8 protein-coding genes and 1 pseudogene are annotated in these 21,919 nt (G+C 64.4%); 5 read left to right on the top strand and 4 right to left on the bottom strand.

Annotation, left to right across the window (positions count from 1 at the left end; translation table 11 throughout):
* Complete coding sequence (gene nadE / locus F6S08_RS12225) at window positions 1–807, top strand: ammonia-dependent NAD(+) synthetase (RefSeq protein ID WP_315871644.1); 807 nt, start codon at window positions 1–3, stop codon at window positions 805–807.
* Between the two features lie 30 nt (window positions 808–837).
* Here nadE and F6S08_RS12230 read toward each other — a convergent pair.
* Window positions 838–1,113, bottom strand: a pseudogene (locus F6S08_RS12230) (ABC transporter substrate-binding protein); the annotation flags it as partial.
* A 121-nt stretch (window positions 1,114–1,234) separates the two neighbouring features.
* Between F6S08_RS12230 and F6S08_RS12235 the strand changes: the two are divergent.
* On the top strand, window positions 1,235–2,590 hold the full coding sequence (locus tag F6S08_RS12235) for an MATE family efflux transporter (RefSeq protein ID WP_065924401.1): 1,356 nt from the start codon (window positions 1,235–1,237) through the stop codon (window positions 2,588–2,590).
* Here F6S08_RS12235 and F6S08_RS12240 read toward each other — a convergent pair.
* On the bottom strand, window positions 2,574–3,161 hold the full coding sequence (locus F6S08_RS12240) for a TetR/AcrR family transcriptional regulator (RefSeq protein WP_315871645.1): 588 nt from the start codon (window positions 3,159–3,161) through the stop codon (window positions 2,574–2,576). The two genes, F6S08_RS12235 and F6S08_RS12240, sit on opposite strands and share 17 nt — an antisense overlap.
* A 141-nt stretch (window positions 3,162–3,302) precedes the next feature.
* Between F6S08_RS12240 and F6S08_RS12245 the strand changes: the two genes are divergently transcribed.
* The gene (locus F6S08_RS12245) at window positions 3,303–4,475 is read left to right on the top strand and encodes an MFS transporter (RefSeq protein WP_315871646.1); all 1,173 of its coding nucleotides are present in this window, start codon (window positions 3,303–3,305) and stop codon (window positions 4,473–4,475) included.
* A 22-nt stretch (window positions 4,476–4,497) separates the two neighbouring features.
* On the opposite strand, the gene F6S08_RS12250 is transcribed toward F6S08_RS12245, so the two are convergent.
* Both F6S08_RS12250 and F6S08_RS12255 read right to left on the bottom strand, forming a co-directional pair.
* On the bottom strand, window positions 4,498–4,863 hold the full coding sequence (locus F6S08_RS12250; protein ID WP_065949027.1) for a type II toxin-antitoxin system HicB family antitoxin: 366 nt from the start codon (window positions 4,861–4,863) through the stop codon (window positions 4,498–4,500).
* Window positions 4,860–5,066 carry a type II toxin-antitoxin system HicA family toxin gene (locus F6S08_RS12255; protein ID WP_315871649.1) on the bottom strand — a complete coding sequence of 69 codons (207 nt, stop codon included), beginning with the start codon at window positions 5,064–5,066 and terminating at the stop codon, window positions 4,860–4,862. The genes F6S08_RS12250 and F6S08_RS12255 overlap by 4 nt, the downstream gene beginning before the upstream one ends.
* 253 nt (window positions 5,067–5,319) lie before the next feature.
* Here F6S08_RS12255 and F6S08_RS12260 point away from each other — a divergent pair, with 253 nt between their 5' ends.
* Both F6S08_RS12260 and F6S08_RS12265 read left to right on the top strand, forming a co-directional pair.
* Entirely contained in the window at window positions 5,320–19,350 is a 14,031-nt protein-coding gene (locus F6S08_RS12260) for a non-ribosomal peptide synthase/polyketide synthase (protein ID WP_315871647.1), read from the top strand.
* 3 nt (window positions 19,351–19,353) lie between these two features.
* Window positions 19,354–21,919 (top strand): amino acid adenylation domain-containing protein (locus tag F6S08_RS12265; protein ID WP_315871648.1); only part of this gene is annotated, 2,566 nt, incomplete at its 3' end.

The raw sequence follows: 21,919 nt of genomic DNA on the forward strand, positions 1-21,919 counted from the left end.
ATGCAGGAACGTATCGCGCAGGAACTCAACATCGATCGCACATTGGTGAAGGGCGGTGAAGCCCAGGAAATCCAACGGCGCCTCGACTTCATCAAGACCACCTTGCGCCATTCAGGCTGCAAGGCCCTGGCACTGGGCATCAGCGGTGGCGTCGACTCCCTCACCGCTGGGCGCCTGTGCCAACTGGCGGTGGAGCAACTGCGGGCCGAGGACTACGCCGCGCGCTTTATCGCCATGCGCCTGCCCTACAAGACCCAGGCCGATGAGAGTGACGCCCAGGCCTCGCTGGATTTCATCACCCCGGACCACATCGACACCCTGAACATCGCCGCCAGCGTCGACGGCCTGATGGCCAGCCTCAGCGCCACCGAAGCCAGCGCCGCCCAGGTGGATTTCATCAAGGGCAACGTCAAGGCCCGCACCCGCATGATCGCCCAGTACGCCGTGGCCAACCTGCACAACGGTCTGGTGGTCGGCACCGACCATGGCGCCGAAGCATTGATGGGCTTCTTCACCAAATTCGGCGACGGCGCCTGCGACCTGGCCCCGCTGTCGGGCCTGACCAAGACCCAGGTGCGCCTGCTGGCCGGTGCCCTCGGCGCCCCGGCGAAGCTGGTGCACAAGCAGCCCACTGCCGACCTCGAAGAGTTGGCGCCGGGCAAGCTGGATGAGCATGCCTATGGCTGCACGTACGAGGAGATCGATGCGTACCTGATGGGTGAGCCGGTGAGTGAGCGGGTGAGGGACATCGTGGAACGCGCCTACCTGAAGACCGCCCACAAACGTGCGTTACCCATCGCCCCATGATCGTTCCACGTAGCGTGGGAATGATCAACTCGCCGTCTGCAAGTAACTGTGCATCGCGTCCACCCGTGCTCGGGTCTTGTCGGTGGTCGGCGTAGTCGGGCTCGACGGAATCTGGTCGCCTTCTTCCAATGCCGGTGCCTGAGCCTCGGCGGCCAGAAACAAGGCGTTGAGTTTCTGCGCCCGTTCCGGCTGGTCATTGCGTGCGGCCATGTTGAGCAGCACCGCGCCTTCCTTGGGCTGTGCATATTCCATCGGCACGCCGAGCCGTTTCTGGGTGGCGACCTGAGTCGGGGTGATGCTGAAGATCCAATGTGGGCATCGGAACCAGCGAGTGTTGGCGACCCATCCATCATGCAAAGCACAGGAAGATAGGATCCAATTACGGTATAACCCTCGGACGCTTTAGTTTTCCGAGGCCCCGTTTTTCATGCAAAGCCCTTTGCAACGCCCGCTGTGGCAGGTCTACCTGATCTTTCTGGCACCGATGGTGCTGTCCAATTTCCTGCAAAGCTTCTCCGGCACCCTCAACGGTATTTATGTCGGGCAGATGCTCGGCACCCAGGCGCTGGCGGCGGTGTCGGGGATGTTCCCCATCGTGTTCTTCTTCATTGCCCTGGTGATCGGCCTGGGGGCCGGCGCTTCGGTGCTGATTGGCCAGGCCTGGGGCGCCCAGGAAACCGGGATGGTCAAGGCGATTACCGGTGCCACCCTGACCCTCGGCGCGCTGGTGGGCCTGATCGCAGCGGTGCTGGGCAGCCTGTTTGCGCGCCCGGCGTTGCAGGCATTGGGTACGCCTGCGGATGTGCTCGACGATGCCGTGGGCTATGCCCAGATGATGATGCTGATCATGCCGCTGTTGCTGGTATTTATCCTCTATACCCAGCTGTTGCGCGGGGTCAGCGACACGATCTCGCCGCTGCTGGCGCTGATGGTCTCGACCCTGGTCGGCCTGCTGTTGACCCCGGCGCTGATTCGCGGCTGGATTGGCCTGCCGCCCCTGGGGATCCAGAGCGCGGTGTACGCAGGCCTGGTGGGGAATGCCTCGGCGATGCTGTTTCTGATCCTGCGCCTGCGCCATAAAAACCATGTGATGGCGCCGGACCGCGAACTGCTCGCGGCCTTGCGCCTGGACCGCGTGATCCTCGGCAAAGTCCTGCGCATCGGCTTGCCTACTGGCCTACAGATGGTGGTGCTGTCGCTGTCGGAGTTGGTCATCCTGGCTTTGGTCAACGGCCACGGTTCCCAGGCCACGGCGGCCTATGGCGCGGTGACGCAGATCGTCAACTACGTGCAATTCCCGGCGCTGTCGATCGCCATCACCGCCTCGATCCTCGGCGCCCAGGCGATTGGGGCCGGGCGGCTGGAGCGTATCGGGCCGATCCTGCGTACCGGGCTGTTGATCAATACGTGCCTGACCGGTGGCCTGATCGTGCTGGGCTATCTGTTGTCGCACTGGTTGCTCGGGTTGTTCATCACCGATGACGCCGCACGCGTGAATGCCGAGCACCTGCTGCACATCATGTTGTGGAGCATCCTCGTGTTCGGCTTCCAGGCCGTGATCGGCGGGATCATGCGCGCCAGCGGCGTGGTGCTGATGCCGGTGGCGATCTCGATCTTCTGCGTGCTGTGTGTCGAGCTACCGATGGCGTACCTGTTGAATGCGCACTTCGGCCTGGAAGGCGTCTGGATGGCGTTCCCGGTAACGTACCTGGCGATGCTGGGGTTGCAGGCCGCGTACTACCGGCTGGTGTGGCGGCATAAGCAGATCAAGCGGTTGGTGTGAGTTTCAGGCCGCGCAGCAGGAGTTCCAGGCCCTGCAAACCTTGCTCCAGACGCTCATCCGGATGTTCTGACCGGGCGATCCACAGGGCGGTGTTGACCAGGCTGCCATTGATCAACTGCGCCAGCGCCAGGCTCGGTGCGCCAGGGACGATGCCCGCCTGCATCAGGGCTTCCAGCAGTTGGCGCAACGACTCGACACAGTGTTGCTGGGAGCCGGTATCGCCCAATACAGCCGGCGCATCCTGCAGCACAACGCGTTGGATTTCGCCGTCCTGGGCCATGCGCAAATAAGCGCGGCAGCGTTCGCAAAAACCGCTCCATGGGTCTTGGGCTTCGTCTGAGATACGCTGCAAACATGCGTCCATCTCACGATCGAGTTGAGCAACCACGGCGGCCAGCAGCCCCTTCTTGTCACCAAAGTGATGGTACAGCGCGCCGCGTGTCAGACCGGCGTGGGCCGTGAAATCGTCCATCGATGTTTTGGCATAGCCTTGCGTGGCGAAGGCCTGCCGTGCGCTGGCAAGCAGCCGGGCGCGGGTGTCTTCGATCATTTCGGCACGGGCTCGGCTCATGGGCAGGACTCACAATGGGCAAGTGAAAGATTGACATACGCCGCGTATGTTACGCATGATTCGCCACATACGCACCGTATGTATTTTGCCTTGATCACTGCGGATAGCAAGTTCCAGGGCATCAGGAAGAGGTTGAGCAGGATGGCAAACCCTTACGCCGAGTTGTTCCAGGTTCCCGGCTCGCGGGCCTTCGTATTGGCCGGCATGCTGGCACGCATGCCGGTGTCCATGGCCGGTATTGGCTTGATCACCATGCTTTCCCAGGTGCACGGCGGCTATGGCCTGGCCGGTTCGGTGGCGGCGGTGTTCGCCCTGGCCACAGCGTTTTGCGCGCCGCAGGTGTCACGGTTGGTGGACCGGTACAGCCAAGGCCGGGTGCTGCCGGTTGCTGCCTTGATCGGCGGCGGGGCGCTGTTGATGCTGTTGCTGTGCACGCGGTTGCAGGCACCGACCTGGACGCTGTTCCTGTTTGCTGCCCTGGCGGGATGCATGCCGAATATGTCGGCCATGGTGCGGGCGCGCTGGACCGAGCTGTACCGCGGCCAGCCCAGGCTGCAAACCGCCTTTGCCCTGGAATCGGTGCTGGATGAGGTGTGCTTCATCATCGGCCCACCGATTTCGGTGGGCTTGAGCGTGGTGCTGTTTCCCGAAGCCGGGCCTCTGGTGGCCGCGTTGCTGCTGGCGGTTGGGGTTACCACGTTTGTGCTGCAACGCGCGACCGAACCTCCGGTACATGAACACCACGCTCACCATCGGGGCTGGCTGATCGCCTCACCGTCGGTACTGATCCTGATAATCCTGCTGCTGGCCATGGGGGTGATCGTGGGTGTGGTGGATGTGGTCAGCGTGGCCTTTGCCCAGCACCAGGGCCAACCGGCGGCGGCAAGCATCGTGCTTTCGGTGTACGCCATCGGCTCGTGCCTGGCGGGGTTGGCCTTTGGCACCCTAAAACTCAAGGCGCCGCTGCCCCGGCAGTTCCTGTTCTGCGGCGCGGCCACGGCGCTGACCACCTTGCCGTTGCTGATGGTCAGCAACATTCCGGGTCTGGCGGTGGCCATCTTCATTTCCGGACTGTTCTTCGCCCCCACCCTGATCGTTTCCATGGCCCTCGTGGAAAAGAGCGTGCCCGCGAGCCGCCTGACCGAGGGCATGACCTGGCTGATCACCGGCCTGAGCATCGGCGTGGCCATCGGTGCCGCCAGCTCCGGCTGGATGATCGACCATTTTGGCGCCGCCAGCGGGTTCTGGGTGGCGTTGGCGGCGGGGGCGGTGGTGATGGGGTCAGCGGTGTTGGGCTATCGGCGGTTGGGTTGAGCGTCATCCTGGCAATGAAACGTCAGCCAATCACGGGGCAGGGGTCCGCTCGGTGATGTTGCAGGAATTCGTTCAGCGCCTGGCGCGTCAGGTCGTTCAGGGTCACCTTTTTACGTGTCGCTTCAAGGGCGGCGGCAAGATGAAGATCGTGGCCGACCCGCACATTAAACGAGCCTTTGCACGGCTTCTCCGGTGTTTGCCCAAGGGCCTGGCAGGTAGTGAGGTAGTCGTCCACAGCTTCGCGAAATGCAGCGTCCAGTTCGGCGACGGTTTTGCCTTCGTAGCTCACCAGTGCCTTGATGAACAGGATCTTGCCGAACAGGCAGTTGTCTTCGAGGCTGGCTTCGATAGAGCCGACGTAGCCATTGTGTTTCAGTTGGTTATTCACTGAATCAGTTCTCCTGATTTCAATTGTTCGATGATCTGGCGTCGAATGTAGTGTTTCAGTTCGTTGCCGGGATGGGGCTTGTGCAAGGTGATCATTGCACTCGGATCGCCCATGTCGAACTTGACGCGGCTTCCAGCCCCCTCAATCTGTGTGTAGCCAAGACGACGCAGCAGCGTGACGGGCTCGGGCCAGGTAAATGCCATGTGCTCGTTGAGCAGTTTGGCGAGCAGCTTTTCATTTTGGACACGGCGTTCCCTGCGTGTAACTAAATTTAGTTGCAAAAGATGGTGTCCGTCAATGCTAGCTGGGGTTCGTGTGTCGTTCCCGGGATTGATGTAACCCTTGATGACAGCTCGCTCTGCGCCTCCCATCCCCCGCTAATTTTTCCCTCTCCGGTTCGTTTTATAGGGACGACGTGCCTTTGTGCTTCCTGCCTATTGCTCCGGACTCCAACAAATGAATGCTGAAGACTCCTTGAAACTTGCTCGCCGGTTTATCGGGTTGCCCCTGGAAAAACGCCAGCTGTTCCTGCAGGCATTGCAGAAAGAAGGGGTGGATTTTTCGCGGTTTCCGATTCCGGCCGGCGTGGAGGCAGAGGACCGCCAGGCGCTGTCCTACGCGCAACAGCGCATGTGGTTTCTCTGGCAACTGGACCCGAACAGCGGCGCCTACAACCTGCCGGGCGCCGTGCGCCTCAAGGGTGCGCTGAACCTTGGCGCCATGGAGCAGGCTTTCGCCAGTCTGGTGGCCCGGCACGAAACCCTGCGTACGGTGTTCCAGCGCCAGGCCGATGAGCGCCTGATGCAGGTGGCCGTACAGCCGTCGTTGGCCATTGAGCAACTGGACCTGACGGCGTTGGCCGCGGCCGAACGCGAACACGCCGTCAACGATGCGGCCACCCGCCAATCGCTGCTGCCGTTCGACCTGGAACACGGCCCGCTGCTGCGTGTGCAACTGCTCAGGCTCGATGCCCAGGAGCACGTGCTGCTGCTGACCCTGCACCATATCGTTTCCGATGGCTGGTCGATGAACGTGCTGATCGACGAGTTCATCCGTTTTTACGACGCCCACGAGCGCAACGAAGCGCCGCAATTGCCGGCGCTGCCGATCCAGTACAGCGACTACGCCTTGTGGCAGCGCCGCTGGCTGGAAGCGGGGGAACAGGCCCGTCAATTGGAATACTGGCAGGCGCGGCTGGGTGATGAGCATCCGGTGCTGGAACTGCCAACGGACCACCCGCGCCCAGCCATGCCCAGCTATCAGGGCACCCGCCACAACTTCGCGATTGACCCGGCGCTGGCCGCGCAGTTGCGCACCTGCGCGCAACAGCACAACGTCACCCTGTTCATGCTGCTGCTCGGCGCCTTCAATGTGTTGCTGCATCGCTACACCGGCCAGGGCGATATCCGCGTCGGCGTGCCGATCGCCAACCGCAACCGTACGGAAGTCGAGGGGTTGATCGGCTTCTTCGTCAACACGCAAGTCCTGCGTACTGAGCTGAGCGGGCAAACCCGCGTCGCCGAGTTGCTGCAAGGTATCAAGGAGCACGCCCTTGGCGCCCAGGCGCACCAGGAATTGCCCTTCGAGCGCCTGGTGGAAGCCCTGAAGGTCGAGCGCAGCCTGAGCCATACGCCGCTGTTCCAGGTGATGTACAACCATCAGCCGGTGGTGGCCGACATCGCCTCGGTCAGCACCGCCTCCGGCCTGGAGCTGGCCCTGGTGGAGTGGCAAGGCCGCACCACCCAGTTCGACCTGACCCTCGACACCTATGAAAAATCCGGCACCTTGCACGCCGCGCTGACCTACGCCAATGACCTGTTCGACGCGCCATCCATCGCGCGGATGGCACGCCACTGGATCAGCCTGTTGCAGGCCATGGTGGCCGATGGCGAACAGCGTATCGGCGAGTTGCCGATGCTGGCCGTCGATGAGCAGCAGAGGCTGGTGCACGCCTGGAACCAGACCGCACAAGCGTATCCCACCGAGCGTGGCATTCATCACCTGATCGAAGACCAGGTACAGCGCACCCCGGATGCGCCGGCGCTGGTGTTCGGCGCGACCATGCTGACCTATGCGCAACTCGACGCCCGTGCCAACCAACTGGCCCATGCCTTGCGCGACCACGGGGTCGGTCCTGATGCGCTGGTGGGTATCTGCGTTGAGCGTTCCATCGAGATGGTCATCGGCCTGCTGGCTGTGCTCAAGGCCGGCGGCGCCTACGTCCCCCTCGATCCCGAATATCCCCAGGAACGCCTGGCCTACATGATCGAAGACAGCGGCATCCAGCTGCTGCTCAGCCAGCACAGCCTGCTGTCACTGCTGCCTGTCGAAGGCATTCGGGTGATGCGCCTCGACCAGGCGCCCGGCTGGCTCGACGCTTACAGCGTCGCAGCGCCCGCCGTCGACATCCACGCGCTGAACCTGGCCTATGTGATCTACACCTCCGGTTCCACCGGCAAGCCCAAGGGCGCCGGCAACAGCCATCGCGCACTGGTCAACCGCCTGTGCTGGATGCAGCAGGCCTACGGCCTGGATGCCAGTGACGCGGTGCTGCAGAAAACCCCGTTCAGCTTTGATGTGTCGGTGTGGGAGTTCTTCTGGCCGTTGATGACCGGCGCCCGCCTGGTGGTCGCCGCCCCTGGGGAACACCGCGAGCCGGCGCGCCTGATCGAGACCATTGGCGAGCACGGGATCACCACCTTGCACTTCGTGCCGTCCATGCTCCAGGCGTTTATCCATGAGCCGGGCGTGCCGCGCTGCGCCAGCCTCAAGCGTATTGTGTGCAGCGGCGAAGCCTTGCCCCTGGACGCGCAACTGCAGGTGTTCGCCAAGCTGCCCCAGGCTGGTTTGTTCAACCTCTATGGCCCGACGGAAGCGGCCATCGATGTGACCCACTGGACCTGCATCGACGAAGGCCGTGACGCCGTGCCCATCGGCCGCCCGATCGCCAACCTCGGCACCTACGTGCTCGACGCGCAGCTCAACCCGGTGCCTGCCGGCGTGGCCGGCGAGTTGTACCTCGGCGGCACCGGCCTGGCGCGCAGCTACCACCGCCGTCCGGCACTGACCGCCGAACGTTTTGTGCCCAGCCCCTTCGGTGACGGCGCGCGCCTGTACCGTACTGGCGACCGGGTGCGCCAGCGTGATGACGGTGTGATCGACTACCTTGGCCGTCTCGACCACCAGGTCAAGCTGCGCGGCTTGCGCATCGAATTGGGTGAAATCGAGACACGCCTGATGCAACACCCAGCGGTGCGTGAGGCGGTGGTGCTGGTGCACGGCGGCAAACAACTGGTGGCCTACCTGGTGCTGGAGGGCGAGGCGCCCACCGACCTCAAGGCCTGGCTGCTCGGTAGCCTGCCGGAATACATGGTGCCGACCCATATGGTGCCCCTGGCCAAGCTGCCGGTGACCGCCAACGGCAAGCTCGACCGCAAGGCGCTGCCGTTACCGGATGCAACGCCGCAACAGGCCTATATCGCGCCGCAAGACGACCTGCAAAAAGCCCTGGCGGCGATCTGGAGCGATGTGCTCGGCGTCGAGCAGGTGGGCCTGGACGACAACTTTTTCGAACTGGGCGGCGATTCGATCATCTCCATCCAGGTGGTCAGCCGCGCGCGCCAGGCGGGGATTCGCCTCAGCCCGCGCGACCTGTTCCAGTACCAGAGCGTGCGCAGCCTGGCGTTGGTGGCCGGCTTCGAGCACTCCACCGTGATCGACCAAGGCCCTGCCAGCGGCGAGGTGATCCTGACCCCGGTGCAGCAAGGCTTTTTCGCCCAGGCGATCCCCGCGCGTCACCACTGGAACCAATCGTTGTTGTTGACCCCGCGCGAGCGCTTGGAACCGGCACGCCTGGAAGCCGCCCTGACCCAGGTGATCAACCATCACGACGCCTTGCGCCTGCGCTTTGTGCAACAGGCCGACACCTGGCAGCAAGCCTACGCCGCGCCGGTCACCGCGCCGGGCCTGTGGCAGACCCACGCCGGCAGCGACGATGAACTGGCGGCGCTGTGCGATGAGGCCCAGCGTAGCCTCGACCTGACGCAGGGCCCGCTGTTGCGTGCCGCGTTAGTGAGCATGGCCGATGGCAGCCAGCGCCTTCTGCTGGTGATCCATCACCTGGCGGTCGATGGCGTCTCCTGGCGCATCGTCCTGGAAGACCTGCAACAGGCTTACCGCCAGGCAGCGTTGCCGACCAAGACCAGCGCCTACCAGCTGTGGGCCGAACAGTTGCAAGCCCATGCCCGCGCGCTGGACGACCAACTGCCGTACTGGCAGGCGCAGTCGGCCGACGCGGACTTGCCGTGCGACAACCCCCAGGGCGGCCTGCAAAACCGCTTGGGCAGCAAGCTCGAAATCCGCCTTGACGCCGAGCACACCCGTCAACTGCTCCAGGACGCGCCAGCGGCCTACCGCACCCAGGTCAATGACCTGCTGCTGACGGCCCTGGCGCGGGTGGTCAGCCGTTGGAGCGGCCAGAACGCCGCACTGATCCAGCTGGAAGGCCATGGCCGCGAAGACCTGTTCGACGGTGTCGACCTGACCCGCACCGTGGGCTGGTTCACCAGCCTGTTCCCGGTACGCCTGCAAGCCTGCGGCGAGCTGTCGGCTGCGATCAAGGCGGTCAAGGAGCAACTGCGTGCCGTGCCCGCCAAAGGCATCGGCTACGGTCTGCTGCGCTACCTCGGCCCGCCTGCGGCCCGCGAAGCCCTGGCGAACCTGGCCGCGCCACGCATTACCTTCAACTACCTGGGCCAGTTCGACCGCCAGTTCAACGAATCCGTGTTGTTTGTACCGTCTACCCAGGGCAGCGGCCAGGCCCAGGATGCCGAGGCACCGCTGGCCAACTGGTTGACCGTGGAAGGGCAGGTGTACGGCGGTGAGCTGGCGCTGCAATGGGGGTTCAGCCGCGAGATGTTCGAGGCGTCGACGGTGCAGCAGTTGGCGGATGACTACGCGGCAGAGCTCAAGGCCTTGATCGAGCATTGCCGAGCCACCCCGGCAGGGCAGGTTACCCCTTCGGACTTCCCACTGGCGCGCTTGACCCAACAGCAACTGGACGCGTTGCCCGTGGCGGGGCCGGCGATTGCCGACCTTTATCCGCTGTCGCCGATGCAGCAGGGCATGTTGTTCCATACCCTCTACGCGCCAGAAGCCCAGGCGTACATCAACCAGTTGCGCGTGGATATCGACGGCCTCGACCTGCTGGCGTTCGGCCGCGCCTGGCAGGCGGCACTGGACCGCCATGACATTCTGCGCAGCAGCTTCCACTGGCTGGGCCTGGACAGTGCCCATCAAGTCATCCAGCGTCAGGTCGACGTGCAGTTGCACGTGATCGAAGACATCGATGCCGACTTCGATGCGCTTGCCGAGGCTGAACGCGAGAAGGGCTTCGCGCTTAATGCCGCGCCGCTGTTTCGCCTGATGCTGGTGCGGGGCGCCGGTAACGCCTGGCATCTGATCTTCACCAGTCACCACATCCTCATGGACGGTTGGAGTAACGCCCAGTTGCTGGGTGAAGTCATCGCCCACTATGCCGGCCAGGCCTTGCCCGCGCCGCTGGGGCAGTTCCGCGATTACCTGGGCTGGCTGCAACAGCAAGCGTCGGGTGAGACGTTCTGGAAAGCCGCCCTGGCGCCGTTGCAAACACCCACCTTGCTCGCGCAAGCGCTGCGCGCGCCGGTCGATGGCCTGGGCACGGCTGAGCATCAATTGATCCTTGAGGGCGAGTTCACACAGGCCCTCGGCGAGTTCGCCCGTCGCCAGAAAATCACTCTCAATACCGTGCTGCAAGGAGCGTGGAGCCTGTTGCTGCAGCGCTACACCGGTCAGGATTGCGTGGCCTTTGGCGCGACCGTCGCCGGGCGTTCGGCACCGCTGCCGGGGATCGAGCAGCAACTGGGCCTATTCATCAACACGCTGCCTATCGTCAGTACGCCTTCGCCAGCCCAACCGGCCGCCCAATGGCTCAACGAGTTGCAAACCCTGAATCTCAGCCTGCGTGACCACGAGCATGTGCCGCTGTACGACATACAAGGCTGGGCCGGTCAGCAGGGCGCATTGTTCGACACTTTGCTGGTGTTCGAAAACTTCCCTGTGGCCGAGGCCCTGAAGCAGGGCGCACCCGCAGGCCTGGCGTTTGGCCATATTCACAACCATGAACGCTCCCATTACCCTTTGACCTTGGGCATTGAGTTGGGGGCCAGCCTGCGCCTGGAGTTCAGTTACGACCGGGCGCGGTTCAGCGCTGAACAGGTCGCACGCTTGAGCGCCAACCTGCACCACCTGCTGGTGCAGTTGCTCGCGGATGCCCAGGCGCCCCTTGGCAACCTGCAATTGCTTGACTCCACCGCACAACGCGACGTGCTTGCACTGAGCCAGTCGCCGGGCGCTGCCCAACGCCAGCTGCGCGTGCACGAACGCATTGCGGCCCAGGCTGCTGCCACACCGGACGCGCTGGCGGTACAGGCTGGCGAAGCGCGCTTGAGCTATGCCCAGCTCAATGCCCATGCCAACCGGCTCTCCCATCGCCTGCTGGAACTGGGCGCGGGCCCGGGCCAGTGCGTGGGCCTGGCGTCGCGGCGCGGCCCGCAACTGATCGTCAGCCTGCTGGCCGTGCTCAAAAGCGGCGCGGCCTATGTGCCCCTGGACCCGAACTATCCCGCCGACCGCCTGGCCTACATGCTGGCGGACAGCCGCCTGGACCTGTTGCTCAGCGAAGCCGGGTTGCTGGCCGACCTGCCGCTGCCGCAAGGGCTGGCCCGTCTGGACTTCACCGTCTCCGGTACCGAGCTGGCCGGCTACCCTGCCAGCAACCCACTCACCCACGCTGCCGCTGCCGATCTGGCGTACGTAATCTACACCTCGGGCTCCACCGGCCAACCCAAGGGCGTGGCCATCGACCATGCGGCCCTCGGCCAATTCTGCGACAGCGCCGAGGTCTACAGCCAACTGTGTGCAGAGGACCGCGTGCTGCAGTTCGCGACCTTCAGTTTCGACGGCTTTGTCGAACAGTGCTACCCGCCGCTGTGTGTGGGCGCCGCGCTGATCATGCGTGGCGATGAACTGTGGGATGCCGGGCAACTGGCACGGGAAATCGTCGAGCAGGGCGTGACCCTGGCGGACTTGCCGGCGGCCTACTGGTACCTGTTGGCCAAGGAGTGCGCGGCCGATGGTCGCGCCCTGGGTAACCTGCGCCAGGTGCATGTGGGCGGCGAGGCCATGTCGGTGGAAGGGCTGCGCGCCTGGCACGCGGCCGGCCTGGGCGGCGTGCGCCTGGTCAACACCTACGGGCCGACCGAGGCCACCGTGGTGTCCAGCGTGCATGAGTGCCAACTGGCGGATGCCAGTGATGCGTTCGGTGTGCCGATTGGCCGGGCGAGCGATGGTCGCTCGCTGTATGTACTCGACAGCGGTTTCGAGCTGTTGGCCACCGATGGCGTTGGCGAGCTGTGCATCGGTGCCGAGTTCGGCCTGGCCCAGCGTTACTTCGACCGCCCGGCGTTGACCGCCGAGCGCTTCCTGCCGGATCCGTTTTCGACGGTTCCCGGTGCGCGACTCTACCGCAGTGGCGACCTGGCCCGTTACAACGAGGCGGGCGCCTTGGAGTACGTGGGGCGTATCGACCATCAGGTGAAGATCCGCGGGTTCCGTATCGAAATGGGCGAAATCGAGGCCAGCCTGCAAGCCCTGCCGTGGGTGCGCGAAGCTGCCGTCGTTGCGCAGCCGAGTGCCACCGGTACGCAGTTGGTCGCGTACGTGGTCGCGGCCCACGGCCAACCACTGGATACCCAGGCGCTGGCGGCGGTCTTGCGCCAGTCCTTGCCGGATTACATGGTGCCGGGGCATTGGCTGGTGCTCGATGCCCTGCCGTTGAACAACAACGGCAAGCTTGACCGCCGCGCACTGCCGCTGCCGGACCTGAGCCAGGCGCGACACGTCTACCGCGCTCCGCAAAGCCCGCTGCACATGCAATTGGCGGCGATCTGGCAAACGGTGTTGCACGTCGAGCAGGTGGGGCTCGATGACCATTTCTTCGAACGCGGTGGCCATTCGTTACTGGCCACTCAGGTGATCTCCCGCGTGCGTCACGACCTCAAGCTGGACGTGCCGTTGCGAGCGTTGTTCGAGCAGCCGACGCTGGAAGCGTTCGCGGCGGCCTGCGCAGGGGTGCAGGCCGGCACTGCCAGCCCGATGGTGGCGCTGGGGCGCGACCGTCCGTTGGCACTGTCCTTCGCCCAGGAACGCCAATGGTTCCTTTGGCAACTGGATCCCTGCAGCGCTGCCTACCACGTACCGACCGCATTGCACCTGCGCGGTGAGCTGGATATCCCGGCACTGGAGCACGCGTTCCAGGCCTTGGTGCAGCGTCATGAACCGCTGCGTACCACCTTCGTGGAAGAGGCTGAGCACACCTGGCAGGTCATCCAGCCCAACCTGGCGATGGTGATCCAACGCCAGCAGGTGCAAGACTCGGCCATCGAGCAGGCGGTCGCGCAAGAGATCCAACGCCCGTTCGACCTGCTCAACGGTCCGCTGATGCGCGTCATGCTGCTGGAGATCACGGCCGCGCACCATGTGCTGGTGATCACCCAGCACCACATCATCTCCGACGGCTGGTCGATGCAAGTGATGGTCGACGAACTGCTGGCGCTGTATCAAGGCCAAGCGCCGTTGCCGGCCTTACCGATCCAGTACGCCGACTATGCCGTATGGCAGCGCGATTGGATGGCGGCCGGGGAGAAACAACGCCAACTCGATTACTGGCGTGCGCGCCTGGGCACCGAACACGCGGTGCTGGAACTGCCCCTGGACCACCCGCGCCCGGCGGTGCAAAGCCAGCGCGGTGCGCGTCGGCGTGTACACCTGGATAACGCCCTGGTGGCCGAGCTCAAGGCACTCGCCCAGCGCCAGGACGTGACTTTGTTCATGCTCCTGCTGGCGTCGTTCCAGACGTTGCTGCACCGCTACAGCGGCCAGGCCGAGATCCGCGTCGGGGTGCCGATCGCCAACCGCAATCGCCTGGAAACCGAGCGTCTGGTTGGCTTCTTCGTCAACACCCAGGTGCTCAAGGCCGACCTGCACGGGCAGATGGCCTTTGACCAGTTACTGGCCCAGGTCAAGCAACGTGCCCTGGAAGCCCAGGCTCATCAGGACTTGCCGTTCGAACAACTGGTAGAAGCGCTGCAACCGGAACGCAGCCTCAGCCATAACCCGTTGTTCCAGGTGATGTTCAATCACCAGGACAACCTGCGCGCCGGCCCGGTGCAACTGCCTGGCCTGGCTCTGCAGCCGGTGGATTGGACCGGTCACACGACCCAGTTCGACCTCAACCTGGAAACCGAGGAGTCCGTCGACGGCCTTTGGGCATCCCTGACCTACGCCACCGACCTGTTCGACGCCGCCACCCTGGAGCGCCTGGCCGTGCACTGGCAGAACCTGCTGCGCGCAGTGGTCAACGATGCCTCCCAGGCCCTGGACGAACTGGCGATGCTCAGCCCATCGCAATGGCAGCAGATGGTCGAAGACTGGAACCACACGACCGTCGACTACCCACGCGAGCGCTGTGTCCACCAGTTGTTCGAAGCACAAGCCCTGACACAGCCGCACGCCATCGCGCTGCAATTTAATGGCGAGGCCGTGAGCTACAGCGAACTCAACCGCCGCGCCAACCGCCTGGCCCATCGCCTGATCGCGGCGGGCGTTGGCTCGGACGTGCGGGTGGCGGTGCATGTGGAGCGTTCCCTGCACATGGTGGTCGGCCTGCTTGCGACCCTCAAGGCCGGTGGCGCCTATGTGCCGCTGGACCCGCAATTCCCGGCGGAGCGCCTGGCCTTCATGCTCGAAGACAGCCGCGCCCAGGTGCTGCTGACTCAGTCGCCGCTGATTGGGCGCCTGGTGCAACCGCAAGGCCTGCAGGTGCTTTTGGTCGAGGACGCCGGCGGTGACGAACACAACCCGCAGGTCAGCGTCACGCCGCAACACCTGGCCTATGTGATCTACACCTCCGGCTCCACCGGCAAGCCCAAGGGCGTGATGGTGCCGCACCAGGCGCTGTGCAGCTTTACCTGCGGCATGGCCGGCACCCTGGACATCGGCGCGCAGGCGCGGGTGCTGTCGCTGACGACGTTCTCGTTCGACATCTTTGCCCTGGAGCTGTACGTGCCGCTGACAGTCGGCGCCACGGTGCTGCTGAGCGGTCAGGAACTGGCGCTGGACCCGGAGGCGATAATCGACCTGGTCACCGCCCAATCCGCCAGCGTACTGCAAGCCACGCCGTCCACCTGGCGTATGCTGCTGGAAAGCCCACGTGCCGATGTGCTGCGCGGTATCAAGTGCCTGTGCGGCGGCGAAGCGCTGCCGGCCGATCTGGCCCAGCGCATGCTCGACCTGCAAGGCCCGGTATGGAACCTCTATGGTCCCACCGAAACCACCATTTGGTCGGCGGCCCATCGCCTGCTGGAGGCGCAACCTTTGGTCGGGCGCCCGATCGCCAACACCGCGTTGTTCATCCTCAATGCCGGGCTCAGTCCATGCCCGGTGGGTGCGGCCGGTGAACTGCTGATCGGCGGCGTCGGCCTGGCACGCGGCTACCACGCGCGGCCAGCCCTCACCGCCGAGCGTTTCGTGCCCAACCCGTACGGCGCGCCGGGCGAGCGCCTGTACCGCACCGGCGACCTGGCACGCTACCGTGCCGACGGCGTGGTGGAGTACATCGGCCGGGTCGACCATCAGGTCAAGGTGCGCGGTTTCCGTATCGAACTGGGCGAAATCGAAGCCTGCCTGCGCGAGCATGAAGGCGTTCGCGAAGCCGTGGTGCTGGCCGACAACGACCGCTTGATCGCCTACCTGGTGACGTCTGCGGCACAGCCGGCGCAAGCCTACACAGCGGCCTTGCGTGAGCGCCTGCCGGACTACATGGTGCCGGCGCACGTGATGTTCCTCGACGGCCTGCCCTTGACCCCCAACGGCAAGCTCGACCGTAAGGCCTTGCCCAAGGTCGATACCCGCCTGTTGCTGAAAAGCCATGTGGCCGCCGTCACCCCGCGCGAACAACAGGTCGCGGCGATCTGGGCCGAGGTGCTGGGCGTGCCCCAGGTCGGCCTTGACGACCATTTCTTCGAGCTGGGCGGGCATTCGCTGCTGGCTACGCGGGTGGTATCGCGGGTGCGCCAGGCACTGGCGCTGGAAGTGGCGCTCAAGACCCTGTTCGAACACCCATTGCTGGGTGACTTCGTGGTGGCCCTGGGTGAGGAGGGCGTGGTCGCGCCGGCGCTGCTCAAGGCCGATCGCAGCCAGCCGTTGCTGCTGTCGTATGCCCAGGAACGCCAATGGTTCCTCTGGCAACTCGACCCCGAAAGCGCCGCGTACCACATCCCCAGCGCCCTGCGTTTGACAGGCCCGTTGGACCTGGCGGCGCTGCAACGCAGCTTCGACACCTTGCTGGCACGCCATGAAAGCCTGCGCACCCATTTGCGCCAGGACGCCGCCGGTACGGTCCAAGTGATTGAAGACTCGGGCCTGATTGAAATCGATTTGGTCGACACCGATGAAGCCAGCCTCAAGGCACGGGTGGCTGACGTCGTTGCGCAGCCATTCGACCTGCTGCGCGGGCCGTTGCTGCGGGCCCGGTTGCTGCGCCTGGCCGAGGACGAACATGTGCTGGTGCTGGTGCAGCACCATATCGTCTCCGATGGCTGGTCGATGCAACTGATGGTCGAGGAGCTGGTGCAACTGTACGCCGCCTTCAGCCACGGGCAGACGCCAGCCCTGCCGGCCTTGCCGATCCAGTACGCCGACTATGCCGTGTGGCAGCGCCAATGGATGGAGGCGGGAGAGAAGGCCCGTCAACTGGCCTACTGGCGTGAGCAGTTGGGCGGTGTGCAGCCTGTGCTGGAATTGCCTTTCGACTACCTGCGCCCGGCCGTGCAAAGCCATCGCGGCGCTCGCCTGGGCATCGAGTTGCAACCGCAGCTGCTGGCCGGTTTGCGTCGCCTGGCGCAGAGCGCCGGAGTGACGTTGCCGATGGTGCTGCTGGCGTCCTACCAGGCGTTGCTGCACCGCTACAGCGGTCAGGAAGACGTGCGTGTCGGGGTGCCGATTGCCAACCGCAATCGCCTGGAAACCGAGGGGCTGATCGGTTTCTTCGTCAATACCCAGGTGCTCAAGGCCGATATCCACGGGCAGATGAGCGTTGTGCAACTGCTGCAACAGGTACGCCAACGTTCCCTCGAAGCCCAGGCCCACCAGGACCTGCCGTTCGAGCAGTTGGTCGAAGCGCTGCAGCCCGAGCGCAGCATGAGCCTGAGCCCACTGTTCCAGGTGATGTTCAACCATCGCGTGACCTCGGCAGCCAATCACCTGCAGCGCCTCACCGAACTGGACGTCGAGGTGCTGAGCTGGGATGAAGGCGTGGCCCAGTTCGACCTGGCACTGGACGTGGAGGAAAGCCAGGCGACCCTGCGTGCCTCCCTGAGCTACGCCACCGATCTGTTTGCCCCAGCCACTATTGAGCGCATGGCCGGCCACTGGCAAAACCTGTTGCAGGCGATGGTTGCCGACCAACAGCAATCCATCAGCCAACTCAACCTGCTGGGCCAGGATGAGCAACGACACATCCTGCAGCTGTGGAACCAGACTGACGCCGGCTTCTCGGCCGAGCGTCTGGTACACGAACTGGTCGCCGACCGCGCCCGGGAAAACCCGGATGCAGTCGCGGTGAAATTCGACAAGCAAACCCTGAGCTACGGCGAGCTTGACCGCCAGGCCAATCGCTTGGCCCATGCGTTGATCGCCCGTGGTGTCGGCCCCGAAGTACGGGTGGCGATTGCCATGCCGCGCAGCGCCGAAATCATGGTGGCGTTCCTGGCGGTGATGAAAGCCGGTGGCGTCTACGTGCCGCTGGACATCGAATACCCGCGTGATCGCCTGCTGTACATGATGCAGGACAGCCGTGCGAAGTTGCTGCTGACCCACACCAGTGCCTTGCAGCAACTGCCGATTCCCGAAGGCCTGGACAGCCTGGCGATTGATCGCACCGAGCAATGGGCCGATTACGGCGACACTGCGCCGGATGTAAAACTGGACGGCGACAACCTCTCCTACGTGATCTACACCTCCGGCTCCACCGGCCTGCCCAAGGGCGTGGCGGTGTCCCATGGGCCGTTGGTGGCGCACATCATCGCCACCGGCGAGCGTTATGAAACCGGCCCGGCCGATTGCGAACTGCACTTCATGTCGTTCGCCTTCGACGGCTCCCATGAAGGCTGGATGCACCCGCTGATCAACGGCGCCAGCGTGCTGGTCCGTGACGACAGCCTGTGGTTGCCCGAGTACACCTACGCGCAGATGCACCGTCACAACGTGACCATGGCGGTGTTCCCGCCGGTGTACCTGCAACAACTGGCCGAGCATGCCGAGCGCGACGGTAATCCACCGAAGGTGCGTGTGTACTGCTTTGGCGGCGATGCGGTGGCGCAAGCCAGCTACGACCTGGCCTGGCGCGCGCTCAAGCCGACCTACCTGTTCAACGGCTACGGCCCGACCGAAACCGTGGTCACGCCGCTGCTGTGGAAAGCCCGTCGAGGCGATCCATGCGGTGCCGTCTACGCGCCAATCGGTACGTTGCTGGGCAACCGCAGCGGCTACGTGCTGGACGCGCAACTCAACCTGCAACCCATCGGCGTCGCCGGTGAGTTGTACCTGGGCGGCGAGGGCGTGGCCCGCGGTTACCTGGAACGCCCGGCACTGACCGCCGAACGCTTCGTGCCGGACCCGTTCGGCAAGCCGGGCAGCCGCGTGTATCGCAGCGGCGACCTGACCCGTGGCCGCCCGGATGGCGTGGTGGATTACCTCGGTCGCGTCGACCACCAGGTGAAGGTCCGTGGTTTCCGTATCGAACTGGGGGAAATCGAAGCGCGTCTGCGCGAACAGGACAATGTTGGTGAAACCGTGGTGGTGGCCCAGGAAGGGCCGAGTGGCAAGCAACTGGTGGCTTATGTGGTACCGGTAACCGCTCAGGTCAACGAAACCGAGTTTCGTGATGCCTTGCGCCGCGCACTCAAGACCCGCCTGCCGGATTACATGGTGCCCGTGCACTTCATGTTCTTGGCGCAGATGCCGCTGACCCCCAACGGCAAGCTCGACCGCAAGGGCCTGCCGCAGCCGGATGTGAGCCAGATGCAGCAAGCATATGTCGCACCGCAGAGCGAGCTGGAACAGCAGATCGCCACGATCTGGGCCGATGTACTGCGCCTGCCGCGTGTGGGCTTGAACGACAACTTCTTTGAAGTGGGCGGCCACTCCCTACTGGCCATCCAGATCACCTCCAGGGTCCAGGCCGAGCTGGGCCTGGAAGTGCCGCTGGTGGAAGTGTTCCAGACTGAAACGCTGCGCGCCTATGTGCAGGCGGCTGCCACCTTCCGCGCCGGCAGCGCGGAAGACTTTGATGATCTTCGTGACTTTTTGAGCGAACTAGAGGCGATTTGACCCATGCTTTCCAACCCTAATATCGATCTGGTTTCGCGCTTTCTTCGCCTGCCTCTGGAACAGCGCCAGCAGTTCTACCAGCGCCTGCAAAGCCGGGGCATGAGCTTCGCCCAGCTGCCGATTGCCTCGATCCGCGAGGACGGCCGGAAGCTGCCGTTGTCCTACGCCCAGGAACGGCAGTGGTTTCTCTGGCAGTTGGACCCGGACAGTGACGCTTATCACGTCCCCGGCGCCCTGCGTCTGAGCGGCCAGCTGGACAAGGCCGCCCTGCAGCGCAGTTTCGACACCTTGGTGGCGCGCCATGAAAGCCTGCGTACACGCCTGCACCTGGACGCCGAGGCACGTACTCAGGAGGTGCTGGCCCACGGGGTGGTCGAGATCGCCGAAAGTGCAGTCGACGAAGCGCAGCTCAAGGCCCATGTCGAAGCCGAAATCGCCCGTCCCTTCGACTTGCAGCAAGGCCCGTTGCTGCGGGTCAGTTTGCTCGCAGTGAGCGAAGAGGAGCACGTGCTGGTGCTGGTGCAGCACCATATCGTCTCCGATGGCTGGTCGATGGGTGTGATGGTGCAGGAGTTGATGCAACTCTATGCTGCCTACAGCCAGGGCCAGGACTGTGCATTGGCGCCGCTGCCGATCCAGTACGCCGACTATGCGCTGTGGCAACGCAGCTGGATGGAAGCGGGGGAGAAGGCCCGTCAACTGGCGTACTGGCGCGAATTGCTCAGCGGCACGCAGCCGGTGCTGGAATTGCCGTTCGATCAACCCCGCCCGGCGCAACAGAGCTTCCGTGGCGCGCGTCTGGACATCGCGCTGGAACCGGCACTGGTGGCAGGGTTGAAAGCCCTGGCCCAGGGCGAAGGCGTGACGATGTTCATGCTGTTGCTGGCCGCGTTCCAGGCGTTTCTGTACCGCTACAGCGGCCAGCAGGATATTCGCATCGGCGTGCCGATTGCCAACCGCAACCGCGTCGAGACCGAATCGCTGATCGGTTTCTTCGTCAATACCCAAGTGCTCAAGGCCGACCTCGATGGCCACATGAGCTTCGCCCAGCTGCTGCAGCAGACCAAGCGCCGTGCGCTGGAGGCCCAGGCCCATCAGGACTTGCCGTTCGAGCAACTGGTCGAAGCCCTGCAACCGGAGCGCAGCCTGAGCCATAACCCGCTGTTCCAGGTGATGTTCAACCACCAGGCCAACTCCCCAGCCGCCGCGCAGCAGTTGCCGGGCCTGCGCGTGGCCAACCTGGAATGGGACAGCCACAGCGCCCAGTTCGACCTGAGCCTGGACACCCAGGAAAGCGGCGACGCGATCTGGGCGTCCCTGACCTACGCCACCGACCTGTTCGGCGCTGCCACCGTCGCACGCATGGCCGAACATTGGCTGAGCCTGTTGCGGGCAGCCGTGGCGAATCCTGCATTGCCCTTGCACGACCTGGCGACACTCAACGTCGCTGAGCGCGAGCAAATACTCGCTCAATGGAACGCCACCGCGCGCGACTACCCTCAAGGGCAGTGGGTGCATCATTTGATCGAGGCCCAGGTGCAGGCGCAGCCGGATGCACCGGCGTTGCGCTTCAATGGGGTGTCGCTCAGTTATGCCGAGCTGAACCGCCGCGCCAACCGCCTGGCCCATCGCCTGATCGAGGCCGGCGTAGGGCCGGACGTGCTGGTGGGCCTGGCGGTGGAGCGTTCCATCGACATGGTCGTCGGTCTGCTCGCGGTGCTCAAGGCCGGTGGCGCCTACGTGCCGCTGGACCCGGAATACCCGCGCGAACGCCTGGCCTACATGCTGGAAGACAGCGGGGTGAAACTGCTGCTGACCCAGGCGCACTTGCGTGAGCAGCTGCCGATTCCCCAAGGCCTGGAAACCTTGGTGCTGGGTGAGTCTGCCTTCGAGGGCTACAGCGACGCCAACCCAGGCATCGCCCTGGACGGTGAAAACCTCGCCTACGTGATCTACACCTCGGGCTCCACCGGACAGCCCAAAGGGGCGGGCAACCGTCATTCGGCATTGCTGAACCGCCTGCAATGGATGCAGGAAGCCTATGCCCTGGACGCCAGCGACGCGGTGCTGCAAAAGACCCCGTTCAGCTTCGACGTGTCGGTGTGGGAGTTCTTCTGGCCCCTGATGACCGGCTCGCGCCTGGTGGTCGCCGCGCCTGGTGATCACCGTGATCCGGCCAGGCTGATCAACCTGATCAATCAACAGCAGGTCACCACGCTGCACTTCGTGCCGTCGATGCTGCAGGCCTTCCTGCAGGATCCGGCGGTGTCGACCTGCCAAAGCCTGCAGCGCATCGTGTGCAGCGGCGAGGCCCTGCCGGTGGATGCCCAGCAGCAGGTCTTCGCCAAGCTGCCCCAGGCCGGTCTCTACAACCTGTACGGCCCGACTGAAGCCGCCATCGACGTAACCCACTGGACCTGCGTGGACGAAGGCCGCGATGCGGTACCAATTGGCCGCCCGATCGCCAACCTCGGCTGCTACATCCTCGACAGCCACTTCGAACCCGTACCGGTCGGTGTGCTCGGCGAGTTGTACCTCGGCGGCATCGGCCTGGCCCGGGGTTACCACC

The organism is Pseudomonas sp. JV449, from assembly GCF_032424295.1.
Classification (GTDB): domain Bacteria; phylum Pseudomonadota; class Gammaproteobacteria; order Pseudomonadales; family Pseudomonadaceae; genus Aquipseudomonas; species Aquipseudomonas marginalis.

Excerpts from the sequence above, each read along its gene's own strand:
- F6S08_RS12260 (WP_315871647.1), top strand. The coding sequence starts at position 5,320 with ATGAATGCTGAAGACTCCTTGAAACTTGCTCGCCGGTTTATCGGGTTG.
- F6S08_RS12245 (WP_315871646.1), top strand. The coding sequence starts at position 3,303 with ATGGCAAACCCTTACGCCGAGTTGTTCCAGGTTCCCGGCTCGCGGGCC.
- F6S08_RS12240 (WP_315871645.1), bottom strand. The coding sequence starts at position 3,161 with ATGAGCCGAGCCCGTGCCGAAATGATCGAAGACACCCGCGCCCGGCTG.
- nadE (WP_315871644.1), top strand. The coding sequence starts at position 1 with ATGCAGGAACGTATCGCGCAGGAACTCAACATCGATCGCACATTGGTG.
- F6S08_RS12255 (WP_315871649.1), bottom strand. The coding sequence starts at position 5,066 with ATGGCATTTACCTGGCCCGAGCCCGTCACGCTGCTGCGTCGTCTTGGC.
- F6S08_RS12235 (WP_065924401.1), top strand. The coding sequence starts at position 1,235 with ATGCAAAGCCCTTTGCAACGCCCGCTGTGGCAGGTCTACCTGATCTTT.